This is a genomic window from Acinetobacter halotolerans (assembly GCF_004208515.1).
In the GTDB taxonomy this organism is placed as follows: Bacteria; Pseudomonadota; Gammaproteobacteria; order Pseudomonadales; family Moraxellaceae; genus Acinetobacter; species Acinetobacter halotolerans.
Genome location: NZ_SGIM01000008.1, coordinates 12259 through 26881, shown reverse-complemented (window position 1 = coordinate 26881; position 14623 = coordinate 12259). Strand labels below are relative to the sequence as shown.

Genomic DNA, 14623 nt, shown 5'->3' with positions numbered 1-14623 from the left:
ACCATTTTTGCCACGATTAATCTAAAATAAATGCATGTTCAATCCATTGCTGATCATACTGCAATTTTGAAAAATCTGGTTGTACTGTTTTTGCAATTTTCTGTGGAAAATCAAAACAAATCACATCAAAACGACAATCAAAGTCTCCATAACTTGGATATCTTTGCAAAAAGAACTGAGCAGTCTTAATAATCTTACGTCGCTGTGCGTTTGAAATCACTTCGAAAGCTTGTGCATAACTCCCAGCCGATCTTGCTTTTACTTCAACAAAAACAAGCTCTTTCCCACGTTTTACAATTAAGTCAATTTCTCCAAAACGTGAATGATAATTTTGATTTACACATTGATAACCATGTGAATGGAGCAATGACATTGCAGTTTGTTCTGCCCATTGCCCCAATAAATTTGACTGTTGTTTCATCATTCAGACATCTTATTTTAAGCTATGAATACCATTTTTTTGTTGTTCATAACAAAATGGCTGTCTGTTGATGATGCCAGCTTTCACATCAATTGCACCAGTACGCCCTACAAAAGAAAATTGTTTATCTGGGCTAGATAAAAACTGTTGACTGATCGTCCATGCATCTCCACCAAAGGCAAGAAGTCTTTGAAATGCCATGTTTTCGGGTTGCTCTTTATAGGCTTCAATTAAATCGGCCCATTGCCCATTGTAGAGAGCTGGTGTATCGCAAAAACGTAATCCATTTGGAATATGCTTACCCTGCTCGATACTGAGTGGTGTCGCATAAATATTTTGTTTAGGTAATGGACCTAATTGTTCCATCCATTGATGATCACCAAGCAATAGCAATCCTGTTTTTTTTGCTAATTTTTTCGGCAGCTGACTGATAACCTCTATATTAGTTCTGGACTCAGACATTAATGCCATCATAAATAGTTCAGTAGCAGACTCTGTCCCAGCTTGGCGTAGGATCAATAGTTTGTTGATTTGATCTTTTTCAAGCAATTTGTTTAAAGCCACTGCATCATGTTGTTTGGCTAAGCTAAATTGCCAAACATTGTCAGCTTGCATATTGACATCATTCAATCCCAAGACAGGAATTTTAGGCTTTAACTTCATGACTGTTTCAATTTCAGATCGTGCTAATGGTCCAACCACCAAACGCGTCTTCTTATTCACTTTTGTTTTAAAAATCTGTTCGATGCTACTTTTTGCTGAATCAACAAAAATAATTTTTTCTTTACTGCCCGATGCTGTATAAGCACTCAAGTAACCTCGTTTGATGCTGTCACCAGCTCGCGCCATTGCACCAGATTCAGGTAGAATCACCAACACGTCCGCATAAGCGGGGCTAATCAATGCTGCCAAACTGAGTAGCAGCCAATATTTTTTTAAATACATTATGGAGTTACCTTTTATGAGTGCTCAATTATTTGTTGTAGCAACCCCGATTGGGCACTTGGATGATATGACTTTCCGTGCAATCGATATTTTAAAATCCGTCTCGGTGGTTGCAGCAGAAGATACTCGTCAATCTGCTCAGTTATTCAAGCACTATAATATCGCAACTCCGCTTACGGCGTGTCATGATCACAACGAAAGTAACAAAATTGATCAACTTCTCCAAAAAATGTTAAAAGGCGAATCAGTTGCTTTAATCAGTGATGCTGGCACGCCACTCATTAGTGATCCCGGTTTTAAATTGGTTCGTGCTGCGCAAGCACACGGTATTCGCGTTATTCCTGTACCGGGTGCATGTGCGGCTATTGCTGCTTTAAGTGCCGTCGGTTTGCCGAGCGATCGTTTTAGTTTTGAAGGATTTTTACCTTCGAAAGCATCGCAGCGTATCAGCCAACTCGAAAAACTTAAAAATGAAACGCAAACCTTGATTTTCTATGAAGCACCGCATCGAATCTTAGACAGTATTAAAAATATGGCTCAGGTCTTTGGTGAAGATCGACCCGTTGGCTTTGCACGTGAAATTACCAAAACCTTTGAAACCATCAAAAAAATGACTCTCAAAGAATTGGTCAGTTTTATTGAAAATGATCACAACCAACAAAAAGGCGAAATTGTCGTTGTTGTTGGTGGAGCATTAGAAGTTAAAGACATGGAGCAAGAAAAGTTAGATGAGTTACTCAAGCGTTTATTGCAAGATCTCTCGGTCAAAGCTGCATCACAATTGGCTGCGGATCTAACAGGGATTAAAAAGAAAGTTGCTTATCAACGTGCTTTGGAGTTGACCCAAGCTTAGTTATGTAAATTCATGCAAGGTAATGAACACTACATAGCATTACCTTGCATCCCACATACAACATCATAGATTTCTTAGAAAATCCCGAACAACTATATCAATAATTTTTTAGCTGCCTGAACAATCGTTTCGGTCAAGATATCAAGTTGTTTAGACTGCCGTTTCCAGTGGTGCCAATATAAAGGTATGTCGAGTTGAGCTTCTGGCATGATCTCTACAAATGCACCACTGCTTAATAAAGATTGAACCTGAATTTCAGGTGCCATTCCAAAACCTAAACCGAGTTGAATTGCTTTCACAAATGCATCTGTTGAAGGTATAAAATGATAAGGATAACTTTGCATTGGCAATCCGAAACACTTCAATAGCATCTCTGAGTGCATCAGATCTTTATGGTTAAAAATCACCGCAGGTGCTTTTCTTAAGCTTTCCCTATTCACTCCCTGTCGAAACCAATACGCAGCAAAATCAGCAGAAGCCAACATTTTATAACGCATTTTGCCTAATGGCTGAGCCAAGCAACCTGACATGACCTGCTCTTCCGCAGAGATACAGGCATTGACCTGACCTGTTTCTAATAACGTGTGCGTATGCGACTGGTCGTCAATTTTTAATTCCAATACGATTTTTTCTTTAAACAGTGTGGGCTGAATACTCGGCAAAAGCCAAGTTGCTAATGAGTCTGCATTTGAAGCCAACGCAATCTTATAAAATTCGGAGTCAGATGTTTTCCCCATCAAACCTTGTAAAAGATTTTGTTCCATGAGCCGCGTATGACGTAAATGCTGCAATAAGGTTTGCCCAGCTTTGGTGAGCACACTTGGTCGGCCACGGATAATTAAAATCTGACCTAAATATTTCTCTAAAGCCTGTACGCGTAACGAGACGGCGGAAGGCGTAATATATAATTGCTCGCCAGCAGCATCAAAACTTCCTGCTTCTGCGACTGCAAGAAAGGCTTCACATTGCTTACTATCTAACATAGACAAACCTAAATTATTTTTATCCAAACCTAAATATTCTTAATTTTACTTATTTTGTATTTAAAAGTCAGATAATTCTCACATCTGATTTTTTCGTTTTATTGTTATGCTCTCTCTTAGCGTTTTTATGAAAGGTTTTGGTATTGGCAGCGGCCTCATTGTTGCAATTGGCGCTCAAAATGCATTTGTCCTCAAACAAGGGCTCAAGCAACAATACGTTTTCTGGTTGTGCTTACTTTGCGCACTCTCTGATTCCATCTTAATTGCACTTGGTGTTTTGGGTTTTGCTGAAATTATGACAACCTCCCCGCTGTTAATTACAGTCGCCAAATATTTAGGTGCGACTTTCTTATTGGTTTACGGCGCTAAAGCCTTTTATGGCGCATTTAAAGCCACCCAAAGTATGCAACTTGATAGTAACCATCAACAGACTTTGACTCAGGTACTCTTAACGGGTCTCGCCTTTACTTGGTTAAATCCACATGTTTATGTAGATACCATCGTGCTTATTGGATCAGTGGCAACTCAATTTGAAGACAAAATCAGTTTTGCGCTCGGGAGTATTGTGGCTTCATGGATTTTCTTTTTTAGTTTAGGGTATGGCTCAAAGCTCTTAAAACCGCTGTTTAGTAATCCGAAAGCATGGAAAGTTTTAGATTTTATGATCGGCTGTATGATGTGGAGTATTGCCATATCTTTGTTGCTCTAATTCATTGCAAAGAAAAAAGTATCATGTCGGTATGATACTTTTTTGCTGACTATATTTAATTTATTTATACATTATGACCCATCACCACTTTTGACTGCTTTCTTTCTCGAAGCGACTGTTTAATCACAGAATATCCAGAAGACACACCCAGATAGGCAATAATAAATGCCACGATTAAATCAGGAAACATCGTTCCAGTTCCAAACACCCCAACTGCGGCAATAATAATCGCTAAATTCGCAATTGCATCATTACGGCTACAAAGCCAAACTGAACGCATATTCGCATCACCTTCACGAAATGCATAAAGCATCCAAGCGACACTTACATTTACAATCAATGCAAGTATGCCAATGACGCCCATCAACATAGGCTCAGGAACAACACCCAGCCACCATGACCAAAGCACTTTAGCGATTACAAACAGGCCAAATGCCGCCATGGTAATCCCTTTAAGTAATGCCGCAGTTGCTCTCCAATACAAGCTCATAGAGAGCACTGCCAAAGAAATTGCGTAGTTTGCCGCATCTCCAGCAAAATCAAGTGCATCGGCCCATAAAGCGACTGAACGTGCATGAGACCCGCCGATGATTTCCACAAAGAACATCAATGCATTTAGCAATAACGCGATCCACAATGCTTTTCTAAACTTTGGACTAATGATTTGCGTTGAAGGAGCTGTATTACACCCACATCCTGCCATGACTTTTCTCACACTATGTTTTATAGTGATTTAAAACCCTTGAGTAACTCCAGAGTCAAGCATGGTAAATTTTACAATTGGACAATTAGCAAAAAAGTCAGGGGTATCTGTAGATACACTTCGTTATTATGAAAAAATTGGGCTTTTAGAAAAAGTACAACGCACCTCAGGAAATTATCGTTATTATTCTGAACAGATACTTTCAGATTTGTTTTTCGTTAAACATTGTCGAGAGCTCGGAATCACCATACAGGATATTCAAAAGTTAAAAGATTTAGCAAAAAGTCCAAATCAAACCTGTGAGGAAGTCGATCATCTGATTGATCAATACCTTGCAGAGGTTTCCCAAAAAATTAAGAACCTAGAACATCTCAAGCAAGATTTAACCCATCTCAAACAGCAATGTTCACAGCATCGCACCATTGAACAATGTGGGATTTTAAAAGAATTAAATCATCCGCTTGAATGTGAACATGAATCGCATCAACACAAAAAAGCATCACCTTTGTGATGCTTTTGAGTCAAAGATGACTTAATCTTCGTGTTCGCCTGGTGGGACTTCAACAATTCGCCCGCCACGTGCCAAAAATGCAGCAACTTCATCTTCTAATGCTTGACGTTGTTTTTGCTTGGCAGTCACGGTTAAGCTTTCTGCTTCTGCAAGATCAATATCATTGGCAGCAGAAGATTCTTCATTATCTGCACCATCTTCGGCAGCTTTTGCCTCATCATCGTCAACAGCAGAATCTTCTGTGTTTTCGTCGTAATCATTCATTTCCGTCATATTACTCTCCCCACAATGACTGATCTTTCATCATCGTTATTTGGTCATCAGAACTTGGTGAAATTTAACAAGCTCTCATCATTTCGCAAAGCACAATATTTGTTAAATCGTGTTTTTTTCGACCAAATTCACTCTGATTTATAAATGATTGTTTAAAAAATATCTACTATTTTTTAGCAAGCATATCGCGTTGCTTGTAAGGTCTTTAAACCATTCGCTTGCTGCATAAAACGATCTTTAAACCAATCGAATTGCTCGACCTGTTTTAAACCAAAGTTTCTCGCCCATACGAATGGAAATAACTCAGAACTTTCCAACCAACCAATCGCAGACATACTATGCATCATGGCGTCATTCTGCCCTTTACGTTGGTGCTCGTAACGCAACAAAGTCTGCTCATTTGCCCACACACCACGTTTTAGATCGTGCAGCAAAACATCACAAAGCACCGCTGCATCTAAGCAACCAATATTGACACCTTGCCCAGCTAAAGGATGAATCACATGTGCTGCATCCCCAATCAATGCCAAGCCTGATTTAATGTAGCGCTGTGCAGCACGAGCTTTGAGTGGAAACTGTGCGCGTGAACGCACTTCAACCACTTCACCAAGCATTTGTAAGCTTTCTCGAGTCAGCAATTGCATAAACTCTTGGTCAGAGAATGCTGAATATTCATCGGCATAATCATCAGGCAAAGTCCACACAATCGACTGCCAATAGCCATTTTCTTGGGCATCAAAACTTGCCATTGGTAAATAAGCCAGAGGCCCAGTCGGCAAGAAAATTTGACGTGCCACATAGTGATTAGGTTGTGTGGTTTTAATTGCACAACTGATCGCAGCTTGTTGATAGTCCAGTACATCTAAATCGATATAAGCCTGTTCACGCACAAATGAGTTCGCACCATCTGCGCCAATTAATAATTTGGTTTTAAGCGTAGTCCCATCAACCAATTCAATGGACCAACCTTGCGGAATTTGCTCGATCCGAATCACTTTAACTTGGGTACGGTAGTCTTTGAGTTGCTGTAGCATCTTTTGTTGAATCGCAACATTCAGGACACTTGGCTCCACCATCGAACCTAAAGCTTGATCAGGTTGTGGTGGTTGCTCAGATGCATGTCCAAAATTGATTTCACCATAGCCATTTTTATTCCAGACTTGCATGCCTGAATATGGCATTTGACGTGCTAAATCATCCCACACATTGACCGTTTTTAGTAAATGAATGGTGGCTTGACTGAGTGCCAGTACCCGAGGATTCATCACCGCAAGTGTTTTTTCTTGATCCAGTACAGGGGCAGCGTCCAATACTGTGGCTTGCACGCCTCCTTGCGCCAATAGCAAAGCTGTTAAGCCACCAACCAAGCCACCTCCGACAATGACCACATCTAACATTTCACTCATGCTTTCAGCCCCATTGCATAATTGGCAACCAACGGCTTAATGCCCGGAATCACGTCAAAGGCAACCAATCCTGTATTACGTATTAATTTGAGGATTGGGTTTTGATTGCTAAAACCACGTACCACGGAATCACAGAACTTAATCACACGTTGCTGATCTTTTAAACGCGCTTGTTCATAAGCGAGTAAATTATCTGGCTGACCAATATCATCAGACTTCGCCAATTGTTCCATTAAGAATCGAACTAAGACATCAGCATCACGCAAACATAAGTTAAAACCTTGTCCTGCGACGGGGTGAATGGTATGTGCTGCATTGCCCATCAACACCACTCGCCCAACAGCTTGTTTATGCGCTAAAACTTGTGACAATGGGTAGCAGAAACGTTTACCAGTTTTTTCAAACTTTCCTGCACGATCACCATAGGTTTGTTGCAAGGTATCAAGGAAATATTGATCATTTTCCTCACCTAAAAATGGCTGTTCTGTACCTTTTTTTACAGGAAATACCACAGAACGGCGGTACTCACCCGGTAAAGGTAAGAGTGCCAAAGGTCCTAACGCACTAAAACGTTCAAAACCAACTTGTTGATGTGGCTTCGATGTTTGTACGGTGGTGACAATCGCAACTTGATCATAATCATGTTCATCCACACCCACACCAATCGCCTGACGACAGAACGAATCACGTCCATCAGCAGCAATCACTAATTTTGATTTCAATGAATGGATATATTCGCCATTTCGCATGGCTTCAATGTGTACATGATCTGCATCTTGGACCAATGAAGTGACTTGCACACCATCAATCAATTCAATCAATGGGTGTTGACGGACTTGGGTCAACAATACTCGACCAAGCCAAGCATTCTCAATCACTTGTCCAAAGCTTTCTACTTTTTCTTGTTCTGCAACTAAGCGCGCCTTACCAAAGCTGCCCTGTTCAGTTATATGGACTTGAAGAATTGGCGTTGCATGTTGTTGCAAGGCATCCCACAAACCTAGTTTTTGGTAAATCTGCACGCTACGGCGTGACAATGCGGTATTCCGCGCATCAAAACTAGAATGATAAGGCGCAAGGTTTTCATCGTCATAATTTGGATATTTCACAGCTTCTAATAGCTTTACCTCGATATTAGATTTTGCCAACATTAAAGCAAGGCTGAGTCCAACCATACCCCCACCGACAATGATGACTTGTTGCTGCATAATATTATTCCTTATCAGTTTTTCATGATTTGACGTTTCGGGACTATCTTACTCTAACTCAACTCAGGAAGGGAATTTGTACTTTGTTTGGTCTGTGTTTTTATAAATGATCTTCAAAAGCTGTTTTGTATATCTACGAAAACAAAGAGGCTTATCAATTGATAAGCCTCTTTGATAAATATCGAACTAATGACCCGCCATCAAACTTTCAATTTCCTCAACGGTTTTAACTACATTTTTGGTTAAAACCAATGGGCCATTTTCAGTCACGACAACATCATCTTCAATACGAATACCGATACCGCGCCACTTGGCATCAACCGTTTCATCATCGGGTGCAACATATAAGCCCGGCTCAACTGTGACCACCATACCTGCTTCATAAGCACGCCAGTCTTCGCCTGTTTTGTAGGCACCGACATCATGCACATCCATACCGAGCCAATGACCTGTCCCATGCATGAAAAATTGACGGAAAGCTTCGCTTTCAACCAACTCATCTACATCACCATTGAGTAGACCAAGATCAACCAAACCTTGAGTTAAAATCTTTACAGCGACTTCATGCGGATATTTATAATTATTACCAATACGAGTGGCATCGATTGCAGCAAGCTGGGCATCTAAAACAATATTGTAAAGTGCTTTTTGCTCTGGACTAAATTTACCATTTACAGGGAATGTACGAGTAATGTCTGAGGCATAGCATTCATACTCACAAGCCGCATCAATTAAAACCAGATCACCATCTTTTAACGGCTTATTATTTTCAACGTAATGCAAAATACAGGCATTTTCACCACCACCCACAATGCTATTGTAGGCAGGCACACAGCCATTTTTACCAAAGATATAATTCAATTCCGCTTCGAGTGCGTATTCCATCATCTCAGGTTTAACCGTTTGCATGGCACGGGTATGCGCTTCTGCGCTGATATTCGATGCGATCTGCATCAGCTCAATTTCCTGCGCTGATTTTTTCAAACGCATTTCATCGATAATACGATCAAGTTGGATCATTTCCGCAGGTGCAGTACCACCACGACGCTGTTGTGCGTCCACTTTCTGAATCCATTGGCTTACTTTCGCATCAAATTCAGCATTTTGCCCCATACGATAGTAAAGACGCTGTTTATTTAACAACTTCTCGATAATTTCTTCATCTAATAAATCAATTGCATAAGCTTCATCTGCATCATAGATTTCAATTGCACCGTCGACTCCTGCACGATAGCCATTCCAGATTTCCATTTCACGGTTACGTTCACGACAGAACAGGCTATAGCTATATTCTTCACCTTCTTCAAAGGTTTCAATAATGGCAACTGCTTCTGGCTCTGCAAATCCAGTGAGATAATAAAAACTACTGTCTGCACGATATTTATAATCAGCATCACGATTACGATACATTTCTGCTCGGGTCGCAATCACGGCAATGCTATTAATGCCCATTTTCTCAGCGAGAAGATCGCGGCGTTGTTTAAAATCTGCTTGATTGAGTTTCATATTGCCCTACTGATGAAGATGAAGGATTGTAAGTATCTTTAATGATAAAGTTTCAAGGCAGCGCCCGAGTTAACTCGGACGATGTGGGGTAAACATTTCAACGACTGTTTGCGGATCAACTGCGGTATCTTGGTTTCTGCTTTTCGCATGAAAGTTTTGTAACAAAGAACTTTCAGCTACAGGCGTTTTTGCACGACCGATAGATAAACTGACAGGAATTAGACGCACGAATTCATACAGTTCCAGATAACTTTCTTCACCTTCTTCATCATTATCTGAATCTTCAAACTCAACGGCTGCAACTTCTTGTAAATGTTCAATCAGCTCTTGTTCATCTCCACGAATACGACCGCAAGCTAAACCAAAACCTAATACGACCCCTGCACACCAATCTGCTAATGCAGTGACACGCTCTTCAAGCACATGGGTATCATCTGGCAGCATTGGTAAATAATCCAATTCATCATCAGATAATGCATGCGATACGTCATCTGCCTCATCAGTCAAACTTTCTAATGCTTCAGCTGTTAAAGCAGGTACATTTAAGGTGTTTAAGATTTGTGACCATTCATCAGTTGTCGGCGCTTGTGTCACACAAACTATACCTGTTAGCAACCCATGTAACTCACTTGGGCTTGAAATCTCTTCAATCCCTTGAAAATGAGCATTCCATTCGTTCCAACCTGAAATATCGTCTTGCATTCGTTTATCCAACCTCTATACTGCTGTATATATTACCTTTGATTGCAACTCTGTGCGACCTTCGTTATGTTAGAACAATTACAGCGTCTACAAGCGCATATTGGCGTATTAAAAACACGCCTACGCCATATAGAGCGAGAAAATACATCGCTTACTGAAGCTAAACAATTAGCTGCAACTGACCATCATGCACAAATTGTGCAGAAGAATAGCATCATCACGCAAAAACAGGATGAAGTTGATAACTTAACTGAACAACTGACTCAGTTACAAGGTCAATTTAAACAACTGAATAATGATGCAACAACTTTAGCTGAACGCTATAGCCGTTTAGAGAAAAGTACCACTGATTTAAAAAACCGCTTCCAAGAAATCTTGGCTGAGCGTAATGATTTGCGCGTAATGAAAGAAAAGTTACAAGCGCAACAACGTAATAATCAGCAAGAAATCCAAGATCTACAACAAGATCGTGACCGCTTATTACAAAAAAATGAATTAGCGAAGGCTAAAGTTGAAGCAATTATTCAACGTCTCGCAATTTTAGGCACAGCACAAGATCAACATGCACAAGAGATTCAGCAGCTTGCCCACCCGATTGCTGAAACTCACGAGGAGTCTTAATCATGAGTGAACCTATCGTTGTTGAACTACGTTTAATTGAACAGACTTTTCGCTTAAATACCACTGAAGACAAACGTGAAGAGTTAGAACGCGCTGCTGAATTACTCAATCAAAAGTTTCATGACATGCGTCGAAGTGCCCCTCGTGTAGAACACAATAAGTTAGTCATTATGGTTGCGCTACAAATGGCTCAGGAAGTATTTAGTTTAAATAAATCTTTGCAGCAATACGCGCACTGTGAACATCTCCTTCAAACAATTTTGGAAGATGTCGAGCAAACTGTTCAATAAATCTGACAATTGCACAAAGCCTCATCAATTAGTAAGTATCTTTACATGCAGACATTGTCATCAGGTCAAGATCAGTTATACTAAAACTGTCTCTAGGATGTTCGCCAGCGGGTCCGATTCCCCTGAGCCGATATCATCACTTTAGGATGGTGTTCTGTATATTTAGAGTGTATGTCTGCCCCGTGCAGAAAACCCAGCAAGTATGCGGCGCCCTCCACCTTGAACTTTAGGGTTCAAGGGTAACGACATGCAGCGGCATCTCTGGAGTACTTTATTTTTATTAAATAACAATAACTTATAATAAATATTACAGACTTAAAATCTTTTACTAAAAGCTACTTTTTCTTCGTTGTAGCTTAAACCTAACTCCCTAGAATTGTTTGCTATTGGTGATTAACATCATCTAATTACTGCTCATTCAAAGTTTTTTTATAGCTATCACCTAAAAGATGCCTTCCATCAACTGTTAATCCATAATTTTTTAAAAAGAATATACTTACCTTTCGTTTAGATATACCTAAAATAGCTATTAAAAGCATATTTAACACCACAGATAATTATTATTAACACTCCACTTATCAATTTAAACCTTATATTTTAGTTTACAAAAAATAAGATACCCCCAATAAAACATAAAAGCATTTTATTCAAATTAACTACACGAATAATCAGCCTACTTACTCATTAAATTACATTTTTTAATTACTCCTATAACTACAAAACAAATAAACCACAAAAGAAAACCTTTCGATTTATTCTTTTAATGGATATTAGTATTTTAAGCTTAAGGAGTATTCAAAAATGAACAGTACCAATAAAGATTATCAAGAGTTAAATCAGCTACTTAAAGATATTAAATTTGCAATGATTACCTTTATAACCGAAGAAGGCCATTTACATTCTATTCCGATGACGACACAAAATAGTGAATTTAATGGAATTGTTTGGTTTTTAGGATCAAAAAAATCAGAATTAGTAAAAAATATCCCCTACAACCCTCAAGTTAATTTAGGATATAGCAATCCTAGCAACAATGATTATGTTTCAATCAACGGCATAGCTGAAAATGTTGTAGATCCAGTGATACTTGATGAAATTTGGTCACCCACATATGAAGCATTCTTTGAACATGGTAAATCAGATCCGGACATTCAATTAATTAGAGTGGCTTGTAATGGTGCTCAATACTGGAAAGGTGCTGGTACACTTACCACCTTATATAAACTTGCTAAGGCCTCCGTCACAGGTGACTCAGAGGAACTTGGAACCACTAAAAATATAACTTTATAAAGTAATATACTAAAAACCCATTAAATAGATAAACTTAAGCTTTTCTTTTTAATGGGTTTTTAATAATCTAAAAAGTACCACTCTACTTAAACTAATATTTTCCACTTTTCTAGATATAGTTCAATTACGTCCATATTCTTTTTAATTTAATATTAAATTAGAGTTTTGATCATTATTTTAATTCAACATATCAATTCTTATGAAATATATTCAACCGATCTAAATAAGCAATTAGACTGCCATTTTTCGACATTCTAATGCACATTGTTGACAGACTTTAGCGCATTGCTGGCAATGATTTGATGTATGCTTAGAACATTCTGCCGCACAATAATCGCAAATATCGGCACAGAAACTACATATATCACTAAAAAAAGCTGATCCTCTTTGATTTGTTCTCGCACATAAATTACAAATATCAGCACACTCCAAACATCTCTTGATACATTCTTTCATCATTTCTTCCATTCCACCTTCTTCAATACAAGAGGCAGCGCATGTCGTACATGTCAGTGAACAGTCCATACAAGCTTTACTACATGCTGAAAAATCAATTAGATTCATTGGCAAAACCACCACAAAAAACTGATTACCTATCAATTTATTCAGATAAATGCATATGAACTAGAAACATTAAGTTATTAAAAGTAAGAAATGTAGACATTGAGTTAAATCAAAATAATGATTAAAAATTTGAATTAATATGCTCTTTATAATTAAAGATCTCAGATATCGCGCTGAGATCTTTAAATTAAACTTAGACTTAAATAACAATTAGTCGATTGATAAAAAATTACTCATCATTCAATGCACATTCAAAATGGGTCGGTTGTTGTGAACAACGCACTTGTTTCAGCAACTTCATCATGTCTTTATCGTAGTAACCTTCTTTGGTCATTTGAATACGTGCTTCTCGCATCAGTCGCATATAGCCGGGTTTTTCACTCTCATAAATATCCATCCAGTATTTTTCAGGAATATCTTTTTCAATTTTGTCCACAAAATCAAAAGCGGGCTGCAATTGTTTAGAGATGATTTCTCGTGCAATCGGTCCCATTCCTGCTGGGAATTTATTCCGATGCATAATCAAAGTTCCCGTCACTTGTACAACAGGAAAACGAATAATTCCACCTGCAATTTTTCCTGATTTATCCGTCATGCCCTTATGTAATTCTAGAGGATCAAACAAAATCGCAGGGCCAGCCATGATTTCGACTTCTCTATTGTTGAATTTAGGTCCTACGGTTGCTAAATCCACTGAAATGGCTTGTGCTCCTACATTTTGAGCCAATTTCTTTTGCGTTGGATCAAATGAGAATACTGCGATTTTTCGCCCAGCGGCTTTTGCGAGTGTATTAATATTTCGATCACTTACCATGATATAAGCAGCACCAAGCGGTACAACGCCCACGACTTCATAATCATGGTTAATCATTTTGTCATCAAATTTAGGGTGTGCTAATAATTGAATCACTGAGGTAAGTTGCTTGTAATTTTGTAATGCACCAATCGCATCAATACTACCCACAAACGGATTAAATTGTCTTGCTCTTAAATTACTAATCCCTGCACCATCACAACGTTTGCTGCGAAAGTCCTCCGTTAACACAGCTTCATTGGTATAAACTTTGAGTGTCACCATGGTCGATGCATTTTGTTTTAATTTTGGATAGTCCAGATCAATCTTGAGCTGTAAATTGGAAGGTCGAGTAATATTCATATTGACCCCATATTGTTTAGCGATTCTGACAATACGTGGCAATTCACTGATATAACTGGTGGCTTGTTGAAATGCTTCACCATGTTCCCCATTCGGTGAATACACACATAAAGTTACTTGTTTTGGAATCTGCTTCCAAATTTTTGGGTCGTTGAGCAAGGTTTTGATTTTATTTTGCGAATGCTGAGATAAAGTAAGATCAAGCTTCTCGGCTGGCGCAGCGTGTAGGCTAGATGAGATCAACAATGAAGCTGCCAATGTAGATGCAAGCGAGAATGATCGGATCCAGTTGTTGTATTGCAGTTTTTTTTGTTGTTGCACAAACATCTTTTCACTCCTGTGAATTATCATTTCACACTAAGCAAATCAGAAGCAAATAAAATTGACCCAATGACTCTAGCTTTGGGCAGAATAGTCATATTAGCCCATAAAAAAGCTGTCCAGCTCTAAAACTAGACAGCGAACTTACAGCAATGAAAAGG

Annotated in this window: 17 protein-coding genes and 1 other RNA gene; 7 read left to right on the top strand and 11 right to left on the bottom strand. The window is 38.9% G+C overall.

From position 1 onward, the window contains the following. Window positions 1-16 precede the first annotated feature (16 nt). A complete protein-coding gene (locus EXE30_RS10380) occupies window positions 17-421 on the bottom strand; it encodes a YraN family protein (protein ID WP_130162425.1) in 405 nt (134 codons plus the stop codon). A 12-nt stretch (window positions 422-433) separates the two neighbouring features. Continuing rightward, complete coding sequence (locus EXE30_RS10375; RefSeq protein ID WP_130162318.1) at window positions 434-1366, bottom strand: penicillin-binding protein activator; 933 nt, start codon at window positions 1364-1366, stop codon at window positions 434-436. A 16-nt stretch (window positions 1367-1382) separates the two neighbouring features. Here EXE30_RS10375 and rsmI point away from each other — a divergent pair, with 16 nt between their 5' ends. Continuing rightward, window positions 1383-2219, top strand: coding sequence for a 16S rRNA (cytidine(1402)-2'-O)-methyltransferase (gene rsmI / locus EXE30_RS10370; RefSeq protein ID WP_121929587.1), 837 nt, complete (start codon window positions 1383-1385; stop codon window positions 2217-2219). A gap of 92 nt (window positions 2220-2311) precedes the next feature. Here rsmI and EXE30_RS10365 read toward each other — a convergent pair whose 3' ends face one another. Further along, window positions 2312-3202, bottom strand: coding sequence for a LysR family transcriptional regulator ArgP (locus tag EXE30_RS10365; RefSeq protein WP_130162317.1), 891 nt, complete (start codon window positions 3200-3202; stop codon window positions 2312-2314). 106 nt (window positions 3203-3308) lie between these two features. On the opposite strand from EXE30_RS10365, the gene EXE30_RS10360 reads away from it, so the two are divergent. Then, window positions 3309-3911, top strand: a complete 603-nt coding sequence (locus EXE30_RS10360; RefSeq protein ID WP_130162316.1) for a LysE/ArgO family amino acid transporter — start codon at window positions 3309-3311, stop codon at window positions 3909-3911. A gap of 64 nt (window positions 3912-3975) precedes the next feature. On the opposite strand, the gene EXE30_RS10355 is transcribed toward EXE30_RS10360, so the two are convergent. Beyond that, window positions 3976-4614 carry a cation transporter gene (locus EXE30_RS10355; RefSeq protein ID WP_130162315.1) on the bottom strand — a complete coding sequence of 213 codons (639 nt, stop codon included), beginning with the start codon at window positions 4612-4614 and terminating at the stop codon, window positions 3976-3978. A 61-nt stretch (window positions 4615-4675) separates the two neighbouring features. Between EXE30_RS10355 and EXE30_RS10350 the strand changes: the two genes are divergently transcribed. Further along, a complete protein-coding gene (locus tag EXE30_RS10350) occupies window positions 4676-5125 on the top strand; it encodes a MerR family transcriptional regulator (protein ID WP_130162314.1) in 450 nt (149 codons plus the stop codon). 21 nt (window positions 5126-5146) lie between these two features. Here EXE30_RS10350 and EXE30_RS10345 read toward each other — a convergent pair whose 3' ends face one another. The 5 genes from EXE30_RS10345 to EXE30_RS10325 form a co-directional block, all read right to left on the bottom strand. After that, window positions 5147-5398, bottom strand: coding sequence for a hypothetical protein (locus EXE30_RS10345; RefSeq protein ID WP_005197695.1), 252 nt, complete (start codon window positions 5396-5398; stop codon window positions 5147-5149). A gap of 173 nt (window positions 5399-5571) precedes the next feature. Beyond that, window positions 5572-6804, bottom strand: coding sequence for an FAD-dependent monooxygenase (locus EXE30_RS10340; RefSeq protein ID WP_130162313.1), 1233 nt, complete (start codon window positions 6802-6804; stop codon window positions 5572-5574). Next, a complete protein-coding gene (gene ubiH / locus EXE30_RS10335; protein ID WP_130162312.1) occupies window positions 6801-8012 on the bottom strand; it encodes a 2-octaprenyl-6-methoxyphenyl hydroxylase in 1212 nt (403 codons plus the stop codon). The genes EXE30_RS10340 and ubiH overlap by 4 nt, the downstream gene beginning before the upstream one ends. Before the next feature lie 186 nt (window positions 8013-8198). Then, on the bottom strand, window positions 8199-9518 hold the full coding sequence (gene pepP / locus EXE30_RS10330) for a Xaa-Pro aminopeptidase (protein WP_130162311.1): 1320 nt from the start codon (window positions 9516-9518) through the stop codon (window positions 8199-8201). Between the two features lie 69 nt (window positions 9519-9587). Next, window positions 9588-10220, bottom strand: coding sequence for a UPF0149 family protein (locus EXE30_RS10325; protein ID WP_130162310.1), 633 nt, complete (start codon window positions 10218-10220; stop codon window positions 9588-9590). A 66-nt stretch (window positions 10221-10286) separates the two neighbouring features. Here EXE30_RS10325 and EXE30_RS10320 point away from each other — a divergent pair, with 66 nt between their 5' ends. From EXE30_RS10320 to EXE30_RS10305, 4 genes are all read left to right on the top strand, one after another. Continuing rightward, window positions 10287-10841, top strand: a complete 555-nt coding sequence (locus tag EXE30_RS10320; RefSeq protein ID WP_130162309.1) for a hypothetical protein — start codon at window positions 10287-10289, stop codon at window positions 10839-10841. Between the two features lie 2 nt (window positions 10842-10843). Beyond that, window positions 10844-11131, top strand: coding sequence for a cell division protein ZapA (locus EXE30_RS10315; RefSeq protein ID WP_130162308.1), 288 nt, complete (start codon window positions 10844-10846; stop codon window positions 11129-11131). Between the two features lie 86 nt (window positions 11132-11217). Next, window positions 11218-11403, top strand: a non-coding RNA gene (gene ssrS / locus EXE30_RS10310) — 6S RNA. Window positions 11404-11932: 529 nt separating this feature from the next. Further along, the gene (locus EXE30_RS10305) at window positions 11933-12421 is read left to right on the top strand and encodes a pyridoxamine 5'-phosphate oxidase family protein (protein WP_130162307.1); all 489 of its coding nucleotides are present in this window, start codon (window positions 11933-11935) and stop codon (window positions 12419-12421) included. 231 nt (window positions 12422-12652) lie between these two features. Here the strand turns inward: EXE30_RS10305 and EXE30_RS16085 are convergent, their stop codons facing one another. Both EXE30_RS16085 and EXE30_RS10295 read right to left on the bottom strand, forming a co-directional pair. Further along, window positions 12653-12985, bottom strand: coding sequence for a four-helix bundle copper-binding protein (locus EXE30_RS16085; RefSeq protein WP_130162306.1), 333 nt, complete (start codon window positions 12983-12985; stop codon window positions 12653-12655). Window positions 12986-13214: 229 nt separating this feature from the next. Beyond that, on the bottom strand, window positions 13215-14468 hold the full coding sequence (locus EXE30_RS10295; protein WP_130162305.1) for a putative solute-binding protein: 1254 nt from the start codon (window positions 14466-14468) through the stop codon (window positions 13215-13217). Window positions 14469-14623: the final 155 nt, after the last annotated feature.